This window comes from Micromonospora citrea (assembly GCF_049629545.1).
In the GTDB taxonomy this organism is placed as follows: Bacteria; Actinomycetota; Actinomycetes; order Mycobacteriales; family Micromonosporaceae; genus Micromonospora; species Micromonospora citrea_A.
In genome coordinates this window covers 263,282-281,557 of the sequence record NZ_JBNADX010000002.1, presented here as the reverse complement: position 1 = coordinate 281,557, position 18,276 = coordinate 263,282, and the positions used below count along the sequence as shown (strand labels likewise).

Annotated in this window: 17 protein-coding genes; 11 read left to right on the top strand and 6 right to left on the bottom strand. The window is 74.6% G+C overall.

Going from position 1 to position 18,276, the window contains the following annotated elements; translation table 11 throughout:
• Window positions 1-382: 382 nt before the first annotated feature.
• From ACPFP2_RS03885 to ACPFP2_RS03870, 4 genes are all read right to left on the bottom strand, one after another.
• The gene (locus ACPFP2_RS03885; RefSeq protein WP_424086134.1) at window positions 383-1,597 is read right to left on the bottom strand and encodes an MFS transporter; all 1,215 of its coding nucleotides are present in this window, start codon (window positions 1,595-1,597) and stop codon (window positions 383-385) included.
• A 65-nt stretch (window positions 1,598-1,662) separates the two neighbouring features.
• The gene (locus ACPFP2_RS03880) at window positions 1,663-2,244 is read right to left on the bottom strand and encodes an isochorismatase family protein (protein ID WP_424086132.1); all 582 of its coding nucleotides are present in this window, start codon (window positions 2,242-2,244) and stop codon (window positions 1,663-1,665) included.
• 15 nt (window positions 2,245-2,259) lie between these two features.
• Window positions 2,260-3,546, bottom strand: a complete 1,287-nt coding sequence (locus ACPFP2_RS03875) for a nicotinate phosphoribosyltransferase (protein WP_424086131.1) — start codon at window positions 3,544-3,546, stop codon at window positions 2,260-2,262.
• A 16-nt stretch (window positions 3,547-3,562) separates the two neighbouring features.
• The gene (locus ACPFP2_RS03870) at window positions 3,563-6,241 is read right to left on the bottom strand and encodes a LuxR C-terminal-related transcriptional regulator (RefSeq protein WP_424086129.1); all 2,679 of its coding nucleotides are present in this window, start codon (window positions 6,239-6,241) and stop codon (window positions 3,563-3,565) included.
• A gap of 198 nt (window positions 6,242-6,439) precedes the next feature.
• Between ACPFP2_RS03870 and ACPFP2_RS03865 the strand changes: the two genes are divergently transcribed.
• From ACPFP2_RS03865 to ACPFP2_RS03815, 11 genes are all read left to right on the top strand, one after another.
• The gene (locus ACPFP2_RS03865; RefSeq protein WP_424086127.1) at window positions 6,440-7,972 is read left to right on the top strand and encodes a hypothetical protein; all 1,533 of its coding nucleotides are present in this window, start codon (window positions 6,440-6,442) and stop codon (window positions 7,970-7,972) included.
• 115 nt (window positions 7,973-8,087) lie between these two features.
• Complete coding sequence (clpS, locus tag ACPFP2_RS03860; RefSeq protein WP_424086125.1) at window positions 8,088-8,378, top strand: ATP-dependent Clp protease adapter ClpS; 291 nt, start codon at window positions 8,088-8,090, stop codon at window positions 8,376-8,378.
• Between the two features lie 2 nt (window positions 8,379-8,380).
• A complete protein-coding gene (locus tag ACPFP2_RS03855; RefSeq protein WP_424086333.1) occupies window positions 8,381-8,875 on the top strand; it encodes a DUF2017 domain-containing protein in 495 nt (164 codons plus the stop codon).
• A gap of 55 nt (window positions 8,876-8,930) precedes the next feature.
• Window positions 8,931-9,419, top strand: a complete 489-nt coding sequence (locus ACPFP2_RS03850) for a Mov34/MPN/PAD-1 family protein (RefSeq protein ID WP_088977704.1) — start codon at window positions 8,931-8,933, stop codon at window positions 9,417-9,419.
• Between the two features lie 61 nt (window positions 9,420-9,480).
• On the top strand, window positions 9,481-9,846 hold the full coding sequence (locus ACPFP2_RS03845; RefSeq protein WP_424086122.1) for a MoaD family protein: 366 nt from the start codon (window positions 9,481-9,483) through the stop codon (window positions 9,844-9,846).
• An 11-nt stretch (window positions 9,847-9,857) separates the two neighbouring features.
• Window positions 9,858-10,823, top strand: a complete 966-nt coding sequence (locus ACPFP2_RS03840) for a PLP-dependent cysteine synthase family protein (protein WP_424086120.1) — start codon at window positions 9,858-9,860, stop codon at window positions 10,821-10,823.
• Window positions 10,824-11,018: 195 nt separating this feature from the next.
• The gene (locus ACPFP2_RS03835) at window positions 11,019-11,765 is read left to right on the top strand and encodes an MBL fold metallo-hydrolase (RefSeq protein WP_424086118.1); all 747 of its coding nucleotides are present in this window, start codon (window positions 11,019-11,021) and stop codon (window positions 11,763-11,765) included.
• 655 nt (window positions 11,766-12,420) lie between these two features.
• Window positions 12,421-12,936: a hypothetical protein gene (locus ACPFP2_RS03830; RefSeq protein ID WP_424086116.1), complete on the top strand. Its 516-nt coding sequence runs from the start codon at window positions 12,421-12,423 to the stop codon at window positions 12,934-12,936.
• Between the two features lie 84 nt (window positions 12,937-13,020).
• Window positions 13,021-13,749 carry a ribonuclease PH gene (gene rph, locus ACPFP2_RS03825; RefSeq protein WP_363868114.1) on the top strand — a complete coding sequence of 243 codons (729 nt, stop codon included), beginning with the start codon at window positions 13,021-13,023 and terminating at the stop codon, window positions 13,747-13,749.
• Complete coding sequence (gene rdgB / locus ACPFP2_RS03820; RefSeq protein WP_088977711.1) at window positions 13,746-14,360, top strand: RdgB/HAM1 family non-canonical purine NTP pyrophosphatase; 615 nt, start codon at window positions 13,746-13,748, stop codon at window positions 14,358-14,360. The genes rph and rdgB overlap by 4 nt, the downstream gene beginning before the upstream one ends.
• A 139-nt stretch (window positions 14,361-14,499) precedes the next feature.
• Complete coding sequence (locus ACPFP2_RS03815; protein ID WP_424086113.1) at window positions 14,500-15,420, top strand: AEC family transporter; 921 nt, start codon at window positions 14,500-14,502, stop codon at window positions 15,418-15,420.
• A gap of 76 nt (window positions 15,421-15,496) precedes the next feature.
• Here the strand turns inward: ACPFP2_RS03815 and hutH are convergent, their stop codons facing one another.
• Window positions 15,497-17,035 (bottom strand): histidine ammonia-lyase, encoded by a 1,539-nt coding sequence (gene hutH, locus ACPFP2_RS03810; protein ID WP_424086111.1) that lies wholly within the window; start codon window positions 17,033-17,035, stop codon window positions 15,497-15,499.
• A complete protein-coding gene (gene hutI, locus ACPFP2_RS03805) occupies window positions 17,023-18,267 on the bottom strand; it encodes an imidazolonepropionase (protein ID WP_424086331.1) in 1,245 nt (414 codons plus the stop codon). Before hutI ends, hutH begins: the two co-directional genes overlap by 13 nt.
• Between the last annotated feature and the right edge of the window lie 9 nt (window positions 18,268-18,276).

Here is an 18,276-nt window from a genome sequence, read left to right as displayed (position 1 = left end):
TCGATCGTGTCCGGCGGTGGGCTGCGGACCGTTCCCGACGGGTCGATGTCGGGTCGCGATCACGGAGGGTGATCGGTGTGGCTGGAGGGTGAGGGGTCGCTGTCGCCGCTTTGCTCTGCTGCCACGGACGCACCACTGCGGTGAGCAGGGGTTGTCCGTTGGGCGTCCGGTGGCCGGAGCACGATGACCACCACGCTGTGTATCTGGCGCATCGGTGGCAGCAGAGCAAGAGCGGCCGGAGTGCCGGGGTGGGCGCGGCGTCGACCGCGCTGACGGTGGCCGCCGGTGCTGCCACGTCGGTGACATCGGCCATCGGCGCGTCGGCCGGGCACGTGAGTAGCAGGCCAGGCCCCGAGCCAGTAGGCCCAGGCCCCGGGCCGGGTCAGGTGGTGGCGGGGACCAGGTCGGTGGCGTCCGGCACGACGGCCGCCGCGCGACGGTGGCGCAGCTCCAGCGGGAGCACCGCCAGGGTCAGCAGCAGCCCGACCGCGCCGGTCACCGCGAAGCCCCACAGCGGCACCGAGGCGTCGATCACCGCGCCGGCCAGCGGCGCGCCCAGCGCGATGCCGACCGTGACCGCGGAGCCGTGCAGGCCCATCGCCTCACCGCGGACCCCGGCGGGGGCCAGCCGGCTCACCGCGTCGGCGGTCGCCGCGAGGGTCGGGGCGCAGAGCGCGCCTGCCGGGACGAGGGCCAGGCAGAGCAGCCACCAGTGGCCGCCGCCCAGCCCGACCGGGATGGTGCAGAGGCTGAGCGCGGCGGCCAGCGCCAGCGGGGAGAAGGAACGCTTGACCGCGCCGTACGCGAAGCCACCGACCAGCGACGCCACCGCCCACATGGCGAGGACGGCGCCGGTCCAGCCGACCTCGCCGCCGGCGCGCAGCACGGCGACCACCGCGACGTCGGTGCCGCCCAGCACCAGGGTGGCCCCGGCGCTCACCGCCAGCACGGCCAGCAGCCGGGGCGTCAGCCAGACCCGGCGGGGCACCCGGGGCTGCGGCCCCACCGGCTCGTCCGCGCTGCGGGTGGGCGGGTTCATCAGCCAGAGTGCGATGCCGGCGCCGACGACGCCCGCGCCGACCGCCCAGAGCGTGAACCGCGCCGAGACGGTGGTGGCCAGGGCCACGGCGAGCGCCGGCCCGACCATGAACGACAGCTCCACCGACATCGAGTCCAACGCGTACGCCGGGCGGCGCCGCTCCTGCGGCACCAGCGCGGCGATCGACTGGCGGATCACCGAGAAGACCGGCAGGGCGAGCAGGCCGGCGAAGAACGCGGCGGGCAGCAGCACCGGGTACGACAGCGCCGGTGCGCTCGCCCAGAACACCGCCTCGGCGACGGTGGTGACGGCGAGCACCGGGCGCAGGCCGTACCGGTCGACGAGGCGGCCGAGCAGCGGCGAGCCGATCGCGGCGCCCACGGTCAGCGCGGCGCCGATCAGGCCGGCGGCGCCGTAGCCGCGGCCGAGGTCGAGCACGACGAAGAAGGTGAGCGTCACCCCGGTCGCGGTGAGCGGGATACGGGCCAGTACGGACACCAGCAGCAACGACCGGAGTCCGGGCTGGGCGAGCGCCTGCCGGTAAGGTGTCAAGTTCATGATGGTCCGTACCTCCGGCGGTCATCCTTCGCCGGGGGTACGACATCGGCAAGCCGTTTACCGGCTCAAGCGGCCCGCATCACAGCCTCACCCCGCAACGTCACCCCGGCGCCCTGCATCGCCCGCAGCGCCACGTCGAGCGTCTCCGGTGCGACGGCGGCGGTCAGGTCGAGCAGCACCGTGGTGTCGAAGCCCTCCCGGGCCGCGTCCAGCGCGGTGGCGCGTACGCAGTGGTCGGTGGCGATGCCGACCACGTCGACCCGGTCCACGCCCTGTCGGCGCAGCCAGTCCGCCAGGCACTCGCCGCCCTCCGCGTGCCCCTCGAAGCCGGAGTACGCGGCGGCGTGCTCGCCCTTGTGGAAGATCGCCTCCACCCGGCCGGTCTCCAGCTCGGGGTGGAACTCGGAGCCGGCGGTGCCCACCACGCAGTGCCGCGGCCAGGAGTCGACGTAGTCCGGCGGATCGCCGAAGTGCGCCCCCGGGTCGACGTGGTAGTCCTTGGTGGCGACCACGTGGTCCCAGCGCTGCGGTTCGGCGGCGAGCAGCCGGGAGATCCCGCCGGCCACGCCGGCGCCGCCGGCGACGGCGAGCGAGCCGCCCTCGCAGAAGTCGTTCTGCACGTCCACGATGATCAAGGCGTTGGCCATCGGAGGTGTCCTTCCTCAGCTTGCCGGTACGACGGTGACCGGAACGGCCGGGTCACCGGCGGAGAGCTTCAACCCCTCCCAGGGGATCGAGATCAGGCACTGCCGCAGGTGCTCCCGGGACTCGTCCAGCGACGGCAGCGCCACCGGCTCCCCGTCGACGATGAAGGAGCGTTGCAGCAGCCGGTCGTTGGGCTGCCGGTCCGGCACGCCCTGCGGCACGACGACCTCCTCGGTGGCGGTGCCGGTCGGCTTGTGCCGGCGTACCGCGACCTTCCGGCCGCCGATGGTGGCCTTGTGCTCCGAGCGCTTGACCACCGCCCGGCCCTCCACCTCGACCAGCTTGTAGACCAGCCCGGCGGTCGGCGCGCCGGAGCCGGTGACCACGGCGGTGCCGGCGCCGTACATGTCGACCGGTTCGGCGGCGAGCGTGGCGATGGCGTACTCGTCCAGGTCGCCGGAGACGATGATCTTCGTCTCGGTCGCCCCGAGCGAGTCGAGCAGTTCCCGGGACTGCTGGGCGATCACCGTCAGGTCCCCCGAGTCGATCCGGACGGCCCGCAGCTCCGGCCCGGCCACCTCGATCGCGTTGCGGATGCCCTGGGTGATGTCGTACGTGTCGACCAGCAACGTGGTGTCCTTGCCCAGCGTGGCCACCTGCGAGGCGAACGCCGCCCGCTCGTCGTCGTGCAGCAGGGTGAACGCGTGGGCGGCCGTGCCGGCGGTGGGGATGCCGTAGCGCTGCCCCGCCGCCAGGTTGGAGGTGAACCGGAAACCGGCCAGGTACGCCGCGCGCGCCGCAGCCACCGCCGCCTCCTCGTGCGCCCGCCGCGAACCCATCTCGATCAGGGCCCGGCCCCGGGCCGCGGTGACCATCCGGGCGGCGGCGGCCGCCACCGCGCAGTCGTGGTTGAGCACCGAGAGCACCAGCGTCTCCAGCACCACGCACTCGGCGAAGCTGCCGGAGACGGTGAGGATCGGCGAGCCGGGGAAGAAGAGTTCACCCTCGGCGTACCCGTCGATGTCGCCGGTGAAGCGGTAACCGGACAGCCATTCGGCGGCGGCGTCGTCGACCACGCCGGTGCGGCGCAGGAAGTCGATCTCCGCCGCGTCGAAGCGGAAGTCGCGGATCAGGTCGATGAGCCGGCCCGTCCCGGCGACCACGCCGTACCGCCGGCCGGTCGGCAGCCGCCGGCTGAACACCTCGAAGGCGCAGCGGCGCTCGGCCGTGCCGTCCCGCAGGGCGGCACTGACCATGGTCAGCTCGTAGTGGTCGGTCAGCAGCGCGGGGCGAAGGGTGGTCACCGCCCCAGCCTAGAGTTCACTCCGTCCCGTCGCCGTCGTGGCCCGTGATCGACCGCAACGCCGCCGGCAGTTCGGCCCGGCCGGTGATGCCGAGCTTGCTGTAGACCCGCTGGAGGTGGTTCTCCACCGTCCGGGTGGAGAGGAACAGTCGCTCGGCGATCACCCGGCTGGTCACCCCCGCCGCGGCCAGCCCGGCGATCTGCCGTTCCCGGTCGGTCAGCGCCGGGCGCAGCGCCTCCAACGCCGGGGTGCGGATCTGGTCGGCGGCGCCGAGCAGGACGCCGAGCCGCTGGTGGGCGGCGGCGGCCGACGCGGCACGTCCCCGGCGCAGCCCGTGCAGGGCGATCGCGGCGGCCTCGGCGGCCCACACCGTCAGGCCCAGCGCGGCGAAGGCGTCGGCCACCTCCAGCAGGTCGGCGGCGTCGCCGGCGACGGTGGCCCGGGCGTACCGGGCGAGCAGCGGCGGCAGCACCCCGTCGACCCGGTCGGAGAGCTCGGTCAACCGCTGCGCCACCGTACGCCGGCTGCCGTCGGTGCAGGTCGGCCCGACCGGCGCGTCCGCCCGGCCCAGCCGGACCAGGTCGTGCAGGACCAGCACCTCGTGCCCGGCCAGCCCGTCGGCGCGCAGCCGGTCGGCCAGCTCCGCGAGGTGCTTGGTCGCCCCGGGCAGGTCGTCACCGGCCGCCAGCACCGCGCCGCGGGCCTGCTCCAGCCACGGGTACAGCACCGCCATGCCGGGGGTGTGCACCCGGTCCGCCTCGGCCATCGCCTCCGCCGCCGCCCCGGCGTCGCCGTGCAGCGCGGCGGCCTGGGCCCGCTCGGCGTGCGCCAGCCCCGCGTAGACCCGGCTGGTGGCCAGCACCGCGCAGGCCCCGAGGCTGATCTTGAGGGCGTCGCCGCTGCGCCCGCGCAGCCGGGCCGCGTACGCCTGGAGGATGGCCAGGTAACCGGTGCCGAGCCGGAAGTCGCCCGCCCCGGCCAGGTCGGCGAACTCGTCCGCGGCGATCGCGTCGATGCCGGCCAGGTCACCGGCGAGCGCCAGCCGGGTGCCCCGGGCCAGCTCCATGGCCAGCTGGAGGTAGGGCATGTCGGCCCGCCAGGCCGGCGCCTCGGCCTGCACCCGGGCGATCGCCGCCGCGCTGCGCCGGAACTGCCCCCGCGCCGCGTCCAGGTGGGCGATGGTGCACCGGGCCAGCTCGCGGGCCGCCACGCCGGCGGCCGGGCGGTCGAGCACCGAGCGGGACAGCCGCAGCGCCTCCGCCGGGTCGAGGCCGTGCAGCCGCATGATCGCCTCGAAGGCCCGGACCCGTGCCTGGTCGCCGGGGTCGGCCAGCTCGGCGCCCGCGCGGGCGATCTCCTCCACCGTGGACTGCCGGCTGAGCCCCCAGTAGGTGACCATGCCGCGTACCGTCAGCCAGCGGCTGAGCCGCCGGTCGGAGGTGACCTCGCCGGTCACCGCGTCGAGCACCCGGACCGCCTCGTCCGGCCGGTCGGCGAACATGAGGATGGTGGCGAGCAGCTCCGCGGCGTCGAAGCCGCCGTCGGCGTCGAGCGCCGCGCGGGCCAGCCGGGTCGCCAGGGGTACGTCGTAGCGGGCGAACGCCTGCGCGGCCGCGCCCAGCAGCAGCGTGCCGTCCTGTGCGGTGCCGGAGTCCAGCCGCCACACGGCGACCCGGAGCAGGTCGCCCCGACGGCGCGCGCCGACCGCCTCCAGCAGCTCGGCCAGGTGGGCCTGCAACCGCCGGGTCCGGCTGACCGGGCAGCGGCGGCGCATCATCTCGCCGTACAGCGGGTGGGCCAGCCGGACGTCGAAGCGCCGGTCGTCCTGCACCACGGTGATCAGGCCGCGTTCCTCGGCCAGCTCCACGTCGGCCGGGTCGGCGGCCTGGTTCAGCAGGTGCAGGCCGAGCGGCTCGCCGAAGGCGACCAGCTCCACCACCGCCCGCACGCCGGACTCCAGCCGGCCGATCCGGGTGTCGATCAGGTCGGTCAGGCTGGGGGCGAGCTCCAGCCGGCCGGTCCAGCGCCATACCCCGTAGCGGCGGTCCAGCTCGCCCCCGCCGGCCGCGGCGAGCACCAGTTCGCGCAGGAGCAGCGGGTTGCCGGCGGAGAGCCGGAACAGTCGCTCGGCGGAGCCGGCGTCGACCGGGCCGTCCAGGATGGCGGCGAGCAGGTTCGCGGTCTCGGTGGGGCCCAGCGGGGCCAGCTCGGCGTGCTCGACCAGGTCGTCGGTCCAGAGCGCCCGGATCGGCAGCGGGATCTGCTCGCCGTTGCGCAGTGTCCCGAGGACGGTCGTGTTCTCCTGCCGGGCGAGCAGGTGGACCAGCGCGGCCGACGGCGGGTCGAGCAGGTGGGCGTCGTCGATGGCGAGCACGATCCGCCGGCCGGCCGCCTGCTCCCGGAGCACCTCCACGGCCCAGCGCAGCACCCCGGCGGGGGAGAGGCCCTCCGGTTGCTCGGCGGGGAGCACCTGGGCCAGCCCGCCGAAGGGCAGGGCGGCGGTGGCGCTGCTGGCGGCGACGTACCAGATCGCGTAGCGCTCGGGTGGCAGCGCGGCGACGCCCTCGCGCAGCAGGCGGCTCTTGCCGACACCGGCGCGGCCGCTGAAGAAGAGTCCGCGTCCCTCGACCCCGTCCACCGCCGATTGCAGACGGTCAAGTTCGTCCGTTCGGCCGACGAAACACCACCGACTCATCGGAGCAGCATATCGATGGAATTCCGTCCGCGCGGGCACCGTCACGCTGCGAAGTTGAGTAATCTCGCAGTTACCGGTGAGTATCCGAGGTGTTCCGTGCCAGTCGGTAAGAGCCTTTACTCTTCCGGCATCCGGGGTGCCACCACACCGGACGTACCCGCGGGCGGAGCCACTGCCCGCCCTACCGGGAGGCCACCGATGAGACCCGGCCCACTCCCCGGGGTCGACGTGCCCGGCGGTCCAGGCGGCGCAGCCGGGCTGCCCCGCTGCGCTCCGCTGACGACCCGCCTGGGGGTCACCGAGCCCGCGTCCGACGAGCCGCTCACCGTGGTCGCCGCCGGCCCGGCCGGCGCCGCCCGGCGCGAGGTGCTCGCCGCCCTGCTGGGCGTCTCCTCCGGCATGCTCGACGTGCCGACCGGCAGCACCCTGCTCGTCCGGCACGACCGGACGGCCACCCGCGCCGCCTACGTGCCGGGCTACCGGCAGCCGCACTCCTACGGCGCGGACCAGGCAGCCGCCGGCCCCGCGTTGGCCCGGCCGCCGCGGCGGGTGGAGCTGCACCTGCCCGAGCCGCTGCTGCGCCACTTCGGGCTGCTCGACACGCCGGACACCGACACCCTCGGCGTCGCCGGCGGCCGGGTGCTGCTCGACGCGGTCGGGCGCGGTGGGGCGCTGCTCTTCGTGATCGGCGCGGACCAGGCCTTCGGCGCCGCCGAGCTGCATCTACTCACCCAGGTGGCGCGCGCGTCGGTCGAGGTCTTCTTCGTGGTCACCCCGGGCGCCGGAGGGTGGGCGACGACGAGCGAGGCGGCCGGGACGGAGGACACGGGGGAGTCCGTCCCGTCGGCGGTGGACCCGGCGGAGGTCAGCGTCGAGGCGCACCGGGCGGCGCTGCTCGCCGCCGTGCCGGCGCTGGCCGAGGCCCGGTGGTTCCCGGTGCACCGGGCCGAGCATCCCGGCCTGCGCCGGGCGCTGGTGGGCTGGGCGGCCGACGAGGGGCTGCGCCGCGCCAGCCTGCAACCGCCCGAGCTGCCCGGCGAGCGTGGTCGGGTGAGCGTGCCGCCGGATGCCGACGCGGGGGCGTGGTCGGAGTGGCTGGAACGGCAGAGCCGTACCTGTGCCCGCAGCATCCGCCAGCACCTCGCCCTGGAACTCGCCAACGCCCACCTGCGGGTGGTCCAGGAGATCGTCTTCGGGGTGGGCTGCGCGGGTCTGCCGCAACTGCTGGACCGGGAGATGGAGGCGCTGTCCCTGCTCGCCACCGCGCAGTGCGACGAGGCGGTCCGTGCCATCGTCGACGAGGCCGCGGCGCGGGTGCTCGGCGCGCCGGTGGCCGAGGGGGTCCGGCGTCGCATCGCCCGGGCCACCCGGCTGCGGCTGGCCGACCAGCCGTCCGGGCAGGGCCTCGACCGGGTGCTCCTGGTGACCAGCACCGCCGGAGTGGGCGACCTGACCGGCGCGGCGGCGCTCGACGCGCTCGCCGGGCACCCCGGCGCACCGCGCGACGAGGTCCTGCCGCCGGTCGGCGTGGCGCTCTCCGGCGGGTGCTGGCAGCACTGGCGCAGCCCCGGCAACGACGACCCGAGCGGCGCCCGGTCCTGGGCCCAGCGGGCGCTGCGCGAGGTCGAGTTGGAGCTGTGCCGGGAGGTGTCCCGGCGCTTCGAGGTGATCCGTCTCTCGCTCGACGCGGTGCTCTCCGATGCCCTCGACCACGGCATCCTGCTCGCCTGAGCGGGTGGCCCACGCGCTGTCGCCCGGCCCGGTCACCGCGGTCCGGGAGGGTGAACCGGACGTCCCCGGCGTTCCGGTTCATCGGTTCGCCGGATCCGGTGGCACGATGGGGGGCATGGCGGCTCCACAGGTTGCACCGGTCGAGACGCCGGACACCGACGAGGTGCCGGTGTCGGACCGGCCTTGGGTGACGATCGTCTGGGACGACCCGGTCAATCTCATGACGTACGTGACCTGGGTCCTGCAGAAGCTCTTCGGGTACAGCCGGGAGAAGGCCGAGAAACTCATGCTGGACGTGCACCACAAGGGCAAGGCCGTGGTGTCCAGCGGCGCCCGGGAGCGGATGGAGCACGACGCGTCGCAGCTGCACGCGTACGGGCTGTGGGCGACGGTGGAGCGCTCGTGAGCATGTTCCGCCGCCGGGGCGACCGTTACGTCGCCACCTTCGCCGTCGACGAGGTGCGCGTGCTGCGCAAGGTCGCCTCCGAGGTGGTCGGGCTGCTCACCGACGGGTTCGACCACGGCGACCCGGTGGTCGGGCGGCTCTTCCCCGAGGCGTACCCGGACGACCCGGCCGGGACCGCGGAGTTCCGTCGCTACACCGAGGGCGACCTCAAGACCGCCAAGATCGACCAGGCGGGGGCGATCCTGGCCGCGCTGCCGGACTCCGCCGGCGGCGAGGTGCGGCTGGACGCCGAGGCGGCCGAGGCGTGGCTGCGGGCGCTCAACGACGCCCGGCTGGCGATGGGCGTCCGGCTGGAGATCAAGGACGGCACCGACCTGGGCGAGGAGCTGGACGACGCGGTCGCCGAGGACCCCACCTCGTCCCGGGTGTTCCAACTGTCGGTATACGCCTACCTCGGCTACCTCCAGGAGTCCCTGCTCAACGCCTTGATCGACTGAAGTGTGACGGTCGCCGCCTCGCCGCACCCGGCGGGTGGGCGCTAGGCTGGGCCACGTGCTGAGTATCGACCGGTCGATCGTCGAGGCGATCGTCGCCCACGCGCGCCGGGACCACCCGGACGAGGCGTGCGGCGTGGTCGCCGGTCCCGCCGGCAGCGACACCCCCACCCGGCACATCCCGATGGACAACGCCGCCCGTTCGATGACGTTCTACGAGTTCGACTCGATGGAGCAGTTGCGCGTGTGGCGGGAGATGGACGACCGCGACGAGGAACCGGTCGTCATCTACCACTCGCACACCGCGACGGAGGCGTACCCGTCCCGCACGGACATCTCCTTCGCCGGTGAGCCCGGGGCCCACTACCTGCTGGTCTCCACGCGCGAGCCCGACACGGAGGAGATCCGCTCCTTCCGCATCGTCGACGGCGTGGTGACCGAGGAGCCGGTGCGGATCGTGGACGCCGCCGTTGACCCGCACGCGGTGCAGTCCTACATGTTCGGGCAGAGCCCGGCGACGGTCGACTACGAGTGTTCGGGCCGCTGACCCTTCAGCCCCGTTCCCTCTCTCCCGTCACCGAGCACACCCGATCAAGGAGCACGCCACCATGGCCATCGAGGTTCGCATCCCCACCATCCTGCGCAGCTACACCGGCGGCGCGAAGGTCGTCGAGGGCGCCGGGGACACCCTGGGCGACCTGCTCACCGACCTGGACTCCCGGCACGCCGGCCTGAAGGCCCGGCTGGTCACCGACGCCGGCGCGCTGCACCGCTTCGTCAACGTCTACGTCAACGACGAGGACGTCCGTTTCCTGGGCGCGCTGGACGCCAAGCTCAACGACGGCGACAGCGTGACCATCCTGCCGGCCGTCGCCGGTGGCGCCTTCGGCTTCGCGGCCGCCGCCGCGATCGCCCAGCACAGCGCGGCCGCCGCGGCGCTGGCCGGTGGCCGCCGCGTCGCCGCCGTCCGCTGACGGCGGCCGTCATGGCGCGGTACGACAGCCTGCTCGACGCCTGCGGCGGCACTCCCCTGGTGGGGCTGCCCCGGCTCTCGCCGACGGTGCCCGACGGGGCGCCGCCGGTGCGGCTCTGGGCGAAGCTGGAGGACCGGAACCCGACCGGCAGCATCAAGGACCGCGCGGCCCTGTTCATGGTCCGCGCGGCCGAGCAGGCCGGTCGGCTCCGTCCGGGTGACACCATCCTGGAGCCCACCAGCGGCAACACCGGCATCTCGCTGGCCATGGTGGCCAAGCTGCGCGGCTACCGGCTGGTCTGCGTGATGCCGGAGAACGTCTCCACCGAGCGGGTCCAGCTGCTCCGGATGTACGGCGCGGAGATCATCTTCTCGCCGGCCGCCGGCGGCTCGAACCAGGCCGTCGCGACCGCGAAGCAGATCTCGGCCGAGCACCCCGACTGGGTGATGCTCTACCAGTACGGCAACGAGGCCAACGCCCGGGCGCACTACGAGACGACCGGGCCGGAGCTACTGCACGACCTGCCCACGATCACCCACTTCGTGGCAGGTCTGGGCACCACCGGCACCCTGATGGGCACCGGGCGGTACCTGCGCGAGAAGGTCGACGGCATCCAGGTGGTGGCCGCCGAGCCGCGCTACGGCGAGCTGGTCTACGGCCTGCGCAACATCGACGAGGGGTACGTCCCGGAGCTCTACGACGCCACCGTGCTGAACCGGCGGTTCTCCGTCGGCACCCGGGACGCGGTGCTGCGTACCCGGCAGCTCGTCGAGGTGGAGGGGATCTTCGCCGGCTTCTCCACCGGGGCGATCCTGCACGCCGCCCTGGCCGTGGCGCACGAGGCGGTGCGCGAGGGCCGCCGGGCCGACGTCGCCTTCGTGGTCTGCGACGGCGGCTGGAAGTACCTCTCCACCGGCGCGTACGGCGGCACCCTCGCCGACGCCGAGGACGCCCTCGAAGGACAGCTCTGGGCATGATGCCCGACCACGGGGCCGGCCGGCGCCTCGCCGGCCGGCCCCGTGGGTGTCACGTTGATGACAAGTTCCAGTAGATGATTCTTGCCCCGCCGTCGCTGCGCGTAGGCTGCGCAGCGTGGCGTACGCGTCGGTAGAGATCATCTGCGGTGCTGACACCGGCGTGTCGACTACGGTCGGTGACAGTGGGGCGACCGGATGAGACTGACCGTCCTCGGCTGCGCGGGCAGCTTCCCCGGCCCCGAATCGCCCTGCTCCGCGTACCTGGTCGAGGCGGACGGGTTCCGCCTCCTGGTGGACTTCGGCTCCGGCGCGCTCTCCACCCTCCAGCGCTACGTGGGGCTGCACGCCCCCGACGCCATCCTCCTGACCCACCTGCACTGCGACCACATCCTCGACGCCGCCTCGTACGTCGTGGTCCGCCGGTACGCCCCCGACGGCCCGTACCCGCCGCTGCCGGTGTACGCCCCGTCCGGCGCCCCGGACCGGCTCGCCGCCGTGTACGGCCAGGAGGACAGCACGGTCGAGGACGTCTACCAGTTCTACGGCCTGCAACCCGGCACCTTCCCGATCGGCCCGTTCACCGTGACCGTCGACCGGATGAACCACCCCGTCGAGACGTACGGGGTGCGACTGGAGCACGACGGCCGGGTGCTCTGCTACTCCTCGGACACCGCCCCGTGCGACGCCCTGCTGCGGCTGGCCCAGGACGCCGACGTCTTCCTCTGCGAGGCGAGCTACCTCGACGGCCTGGACAACCCGCCGGACCTGCACCTGACCGGCCGGGAGGCCGGCGAGGCGGCCACCAAGGCGGGGGCGGGCCGGCTCCTGCTCACCCACCTCGTGGTCGCCTGGGGCAGCGAGTCGCAGACCATCGAGGCGGCGTCCGGGGCGTACACCGGGCCGCTGGAAGTGGTCCGCGCCGGCGCCACGTACGACGTCTAGCTGCAATGCCCATCAGCGTTGTCGACGGCGTGACACACCCCTTCCCCTGCCCCACCGATCCCCGCTGACTTCCCGGGCCCCCGCCCGTCCGGCGCCGCCCTGTGATCCTCGGCGCGACCGACCCCTCGCACGGTGGACACGGGCCCGCGTCGCCGAGGTCCGGTCCGCCGTCCGCCCCCGGCCGGCAACCGACACCACCGCACGGCGCTCCTGCGCCGGTCGCGCCGCACGGCGGTCCTGTACCTGCCGCGTGCGCGGCTGTCGCGCGTCCGCCGGCACCACAGGGCTGGACCGGGTGCCGGAGGGCTGGGACCGGCCGGTCGAACTCCAGGTACGGGTCGAGGAGTGCCGCTGATGGCGGCCGGTTCGGTGCGGTCTGGGGCGGAGACGGGGCGGTGCCCGGTGCCGGAACCGCTCTAAGATCACCGCCGTGACCGACCCCTCGTCCGGCCCATCCGACTCCGGCCCGCCGTCGGGACAGCCCGCACCGGCGGGCCCCCCTCCGGCCGGTCCCCGGCCACCGGCGGGTCCACCGCCGGCCGGTCCGTACCCCGCCGCGACCGGCACCTACCCGCCTGCGCCGGGCACCTACCCGCCTGCGCCGGGCGGGTTCGCTTCGCCGTACGCGCCGCAGGCCGGCCCGGTCGCGCCCGGCGTGTACCCCGCGCCGCGGAAGCGCTCCGGCGCCAGCAAGGTGCTGGCGGCGGTCCTCTCCCTCGTGGTGCTGCTCGTCCTCTGCTGCTGCGGCGCGTTCACCTACAACGGCTGGTACCAGCCCCGCGAGCGGATGGAACAGCGCCGGCAGCTGCACGAGTCCATGGGCGTGCCGTCGGGCTTCAACCGCAACGGCGTCAGTGAGAGCCTCGACAACGAGACGCTCTACGCCACCTACCTGCTCAACTGCGAGAACGGCGTCTGCCCGGTCAACCTGGCGGAGAGCCTGCAGGGCTGGCTCGTCGACGGCGGCGCGGCGGGGGTCACCGTCCGCGACGTCGCCGACTGCGTCGACGACCACATGAGATGGGGCGGGCAGGCCTGCGACGGCTGGACGTGGCAACGGAACGGCTTCGAGGTGACCGGCCGGATCGTCAACATCCTGCCCGCGTACCGGGGGTCGGGGCGGACGGACAAGGAGGTGATCGTCGCACTGCGGATCGGCCACCAGGAGTGAGTGGCGCAGCCGGCGCGGGCCGGCACACGCCCCCGGTGGGGCACCCCGGGACGCTTCGATCACCCGACCGCATAAGGTGCAGGGATGGCGCGACCTGACGGGCGGCTGCCCGACCAACTCCGACCGGTCACCCTCACCCGTGGCTGGAGCACCCACCCGGAGGGCTCGGTGCTCGTCGAGTTCGGCGGCACCCGGGTGCTCTGCACGGCCAGCGTCACCGAGGGGGTGCCCCGCTGGCGCAAGGGTTCCGGGCTCGGTTGGGTGACCGCCGAGTACGCGATGCTGCCCCGGGCGACCAACACCCGCTCCGACCGGGAGAGCGTGCGGGGCAAGGTCGGTGGGCGTACCCACGAGATCTCCCGGCTGATCGGGCGCAGCCTGCGCGCCAGCATCGACCTGAAGGCGCTCGGCGAGAACTCGATCGTGCTCGACTGCGACGTGCTCCAAGCCGACGGCGGCACCCGTACGGCGGCGATCACCGGCGCGTACGTCGCCCTGCACGACGCGGTGACCTGGCTGGCCGCCCGCAAGGCGCTCGCCGGCAAGCCGGAGAAGGTCATGCACCGGTCGGTGGCCGCGGTCAGCGTCGGCGTCATCGCCGGCGAGGCGCGGCTGGACCTGAACTACGAGGAGGACGTCGCCGCCGAGGTGGACATGAACGTGGTCTGCACCGGCGCCGGCGAGTTCGTCGAGGTGCAGGGGACGGGGGAGGACGGCGTCTTCTCGCGCGGGCAGCTGGACGCGCTGCTCGACCTGGGCCTGGCGGGCTGTGTGGAACTGGCCGAGGCACAGCGGAAGGCACTGGCATCATGAACAAGGTCCTGCTCGCCACCCGTAACCGCAAGAAGCTCATCGAGCTGCAGCGGATCCTCGACGGCGCGCTCGGCGCGCACCGGATCGCCCTGGTCGGGCTGGACGACGTCGAGGAGTACCCGGAACTGCCGGAGACCGGCCTGACCTTCGGCGAGAACGCGCTGATCAAGGCGCGGGAGGGCTGCCGGCGCACCGGCCTGCCGACCATCGCCGACGACTCCGGCATCGCCGTCGACGCGCTCAACGGCATGCCGGGCGTGTTCAGCGCCCGCTGGGCCGGTAGTCACGGCGACGACAAGGCCAACCTCCAGCTCGTCCTGGACCAGATCGCCGACCTGCCCGACGAGCACCGCAAGGCGTCCTTCGTCTGCACCGTCGCGTTGGTGCTGCCCGGCGGCAAGGAGCACCTGGTCGACGGCCGGCAGAGCGGCCGGCTGCTGCGCGCGCCGCGCGGCGAGGGCGGCTTCGGCTACGACCCGATCTTCCTCGGTGACGGCCAGGACCGGACCAACGCGGAGCTGACGCCGGAGGAGAAGGACGCGATCAGCCACCGCGGCAAGGCGCTGCGCGAGCTGGCGAAGCTGGTCGCCAAGGTGCTCCCGCCGGCCTGACCGGCACCGGCCACGCCGACACCGACGGGGCGAGGACGGCCGGCTGCTCCGGGGCCCACGGGGGGCCGACGACGACGGCCCCCGGACCGCGCGGTCGGTCGGGGCGGGTCGTCGGGGCACGGTGGGGAAGAGGGACGACGTGCCGGGTGTCCTGACGGGCTTCGCCGTCATCGGGGCCGTGGTCGCCGTCGGCTGGCTGCTCGGCCGGCGCGACGTCCTCGGCCCGCAGGCGTCGACGGTGCTGTCCCGGGTGGCGTTCTTCGTGGCCACCCCGGCGCTGCTGTTCACCACCGTGGCGCGGGCCGATGTGCTCGCGGCCGTCTCGTCCGCCCTGCTCGTGACGGTGCTCAGCACCGCCGTCGTGGCGACCGTCTTCGTGCTCGTGGTGCGCCTGCGGTGGCGCCGCTCCGCCGCCGAGACCACCATCGGGGTGCTCGCCTCGTCGTACGTGAACGCGGCGAACATCGGCATCCCGGTCGCCGTGTACGTCCTCGGTGACGCCTCGATCGTCGCGCCCGTGCTGATGTTCCAGCTGGTGGTGATGGCGCCACTGGCCTTCGCCGTGCTGGAGACGAGCACCGGCGGGCGGATGCCGCCGCTGCGGGCGGTGACCCGGCCACTGGGCAACCCGGTCACCGTCGCCTGCGCCCTGGGCGTGGCGGTCAACCTGACCGGCTGGTCCCCGCCGGAGGCGGTGCTGCGGCCGGTGGAACTCGTGGCCGCGATGGCCGTGCCCGCCGCCCTGCTCGCGTACGGGCTGTCGCTGCACGGGGCGCCGATGCCCGGATCGGGCGACACCGGCCCGGACGTCCGGCTGGCGGTGCTGCTCAAGACCGTCGCCCAGCCCACCGTCGCGTACCTGATCGCCCGGTTCGCCCTGGCGCTGCCGCACCCGCTCGTGCTGGCCTGCACCGTCACCGCCGCGCTGCCGACCGCGCAGAACGTCTTCGTCTACGCGGTCCGCTACGGCCGGGGCGTGGTGCTGGCCCGGGACGCGGTACTGCTGTCCACTGTGGCGGCGGTGCCGGTGCTGCTCGGTGTGGCGCTGCTCGGCAGCTGAGCGCCGCGCGGCGCCACACCGTCAGCGGCGCCACACCACTGCCACTCGCCGTCCTGAGGCGGGCGGACCCCGGGACTCAGGCGAGCGGGCCCACCTCCCGCTCGATGGCGGCCCGCAGCTGCGGACCGGCCAGCACGGTCCGGGCGGCCTCCATCACCGGGGCGAGGAAGACGTCCGGCCCGGGCTCCCCGGCGACGCCGCCCAGCGCCGCCACGGCGGCCCGCCCGGCCGGCGACGGCACCAGCGGCGCGCGCAGCTGCAACCCGCGTACGGCGGACAGCAGCTCCACCGCGAGCACACTGGTCAGGTTGTCCAGCACGGTGCGCAGCTTCTTGGTCGCCGCCCAGCCCATCGAGACGTGGTCCTCCTGCATGCCGCTGGTGGGCAGCGAGTCGACCGAGGCGGGTGCGGCCAGCCGGCGGTTCTCCGCGACGATCCCGGCGGCCGTGTACTGGGCGATCATCAGGCCGGAGTTGACCCCTGCGTCGGGGGAGAGGAACGCCGGCAGGTCCCGGTTGCGGGCGACGTCGAGCAGCCGGTCGACCCGGCGCTCGGCGATCGCGCCCACCTCGGCGGCGGCGATGGCCAGGTAGTCGGCGGCGAAGCCGAGCGGCGCGCCGTGGAAGTTGCCGGTCGACTCGACCCGCCCGTCCGGCAGCACCACCGGGTTGTCGACCACCGACAGCAGCTCCCGCCCGGCGACGGTCGCGGCGAAGTCGAGGGTGTCCCGGGCCGCGCCGGCCACCTGCGGCGCGCAGCGCATCGAGTACGCGTCCTGCACGGCGTGGGCCAGGTCATCGCGGTGCGAGTCCATCACCCGGGAGTCCTGCAGCAGCCGGTGGATGTTCGCCGCCGACGCGGCCTGACCGGGGTGCGGCCGGATGGCGTGCAGCTCCGGCAGGAACGGCCGTTCCGAGCCGAGCATCGCCTCGATCGCGAGGGCGGCGGTCACGTCGGCCATGGTGAACAGGTGCCGGGCGTCGTGGATCGCCAGCAGCAGCATGCCGAGCATGCCGTCGGTGCCGTTGATCAGCGCCAGCCCCTCCTTCGCGGCCAGCTCGATCGGGGCGAGCCCGGCCCGGCGCAGCGCCTCGGCGGCGGGGATGCGTTCCCCGGCCGGGCCGAGCGCCCAGCCCTCGCCGAGCAGCACCAGCGCGCAGTGCGCCAGCGGCGCCAGGTCGCCGGAGGCGCCGAGCGAGCCGTGCTCCGGCACCCACGGGGTGACCTGGTGGTTGAGCAGGTCGACCAGGGCCTCGGCGACCAGCGGGCGGACCCCGGAGCGGCCGAGGGCCAGCGAGCGTACCCGCAGCAGCATCATCGCCCGGACCACCTCGCGGGGCATCGGCGCGCCCACCCCGGCGGCGTGCGAACGGATCAGCGCGTGCTGGAGCTCGGCCCGCCGCCCGGGGGCGACGAACGTGTTGGCCAGCGCCCCGAAGCCGGTGGAGACGCCGTACACGGGTCGGCCGGCGGCCTCGATGCCGTCCACGATGGACCGGCTGGCCACCATGGCCTCGACGGCCGCCGGGTCGAGGACGACCTTGGCGGCGCCGCGGGCCACGGCGAGCACGTCGGCGGGGGAGATCCCGGTGGGCTGGATCATTACGGTCGACATTGCGGCACTCCGTTGTGCAGAACCTGGCGGATCAGTGGGACACCCGGCCGGTAGGCCAGGTGCAGGTGGGACGGCGCGTCGAGGATCATCAGGTCGGCCCGGGCGCCGGGTTCCAGCCGGCCGACGTCGCGGCGGCGCAGCGCCGCCGCCCCGCCGGCGGTGGCGGCCCGGACCGCCTCCGCCGGGGTCATCCGCATCTCGCGTACGGCGAGCGCGACGCAGAACGGCATCGACGAGGTGTACGACGACCCGGGGTTGCAGTCCGTGGCCAGCGCGACGGTCACCCCCGCGTCGAGCAGCCGCCGCGCGTCCGGGTACGGCGACCGGGTGGAGAACTCCGCCCCGGGCAGCAGCGTGGCCACGGTCGTCGTCTCCGCGCCGGAGGTCCGGTCGACGGTGGTCGAGGCGAGGGCGTCGACGTCGGCGTCGCTCAGGTGGGTGCAGTGGTCGACGCTGGCCGCGCCCAGCTCCACCCCGAGCTGCACGCCCGGGCCGGGGCCGAGCTGGTTGGCGTGCACCCGCACGCCCAGCCCGACGGCCTGCCCGCAGGCCAGGATCGCCCGGGCGTGGTCGACGTCGAACGCGCCCCGCTCGCAGAACACGTCGATCCAGCGGGCGTACGGGGCGGCGGCGGCCAGCATCGGCCCGCACACCACACCGACGTAGTCGTCGGGGCGGTCGGCGTACTCGGCGGGGACGACGTGCGCGCCGAGGAAGGTGGTGTCCTCGCTGAACTCGGCGGCGATGCGCAGCGAGCGGGCCTCGTCGGCGACGGTGAGGCCGTACCCGCTCTTGATCTCGATGGTGGTGGTGCCCTGCCGCATCGCCTCGCCGCGCAGCCGGCGCACGGTGGCCCGCAGCTCGTCGTCGGAGGCCGCGCGGGTGGCGCCGACCGTGGTGCGGATCCCGCCCCCGGTGTACGGCTCCCCTGCCATCCGGGCGGCGAACTCGGCGGCCCGGTCCCCGGCGAAGACCAGGTGGGCGTGGCTGTCCACGAAGCCGGGCAGCACCGCCGCGCCCCCGGCGTCGATGCGCCGGTCGGCGGCCGGGGCGTCGCGGGTCGGCCCGATCCAGGCCACCTGACCGTCCTCCACCAGCAGCGCGACGTTCCGGCGCAGGCCCAGCGGGCCGGTGCCGGCGGGGGAGTTGGTGACCAGCTCCCCGATGTCGTCCACCAGCAGGCTGCCCGTGGCGCGGGCCGCCGGACGCCCGGCGGGGCCGGGCCGTACCACCCGGTGCGA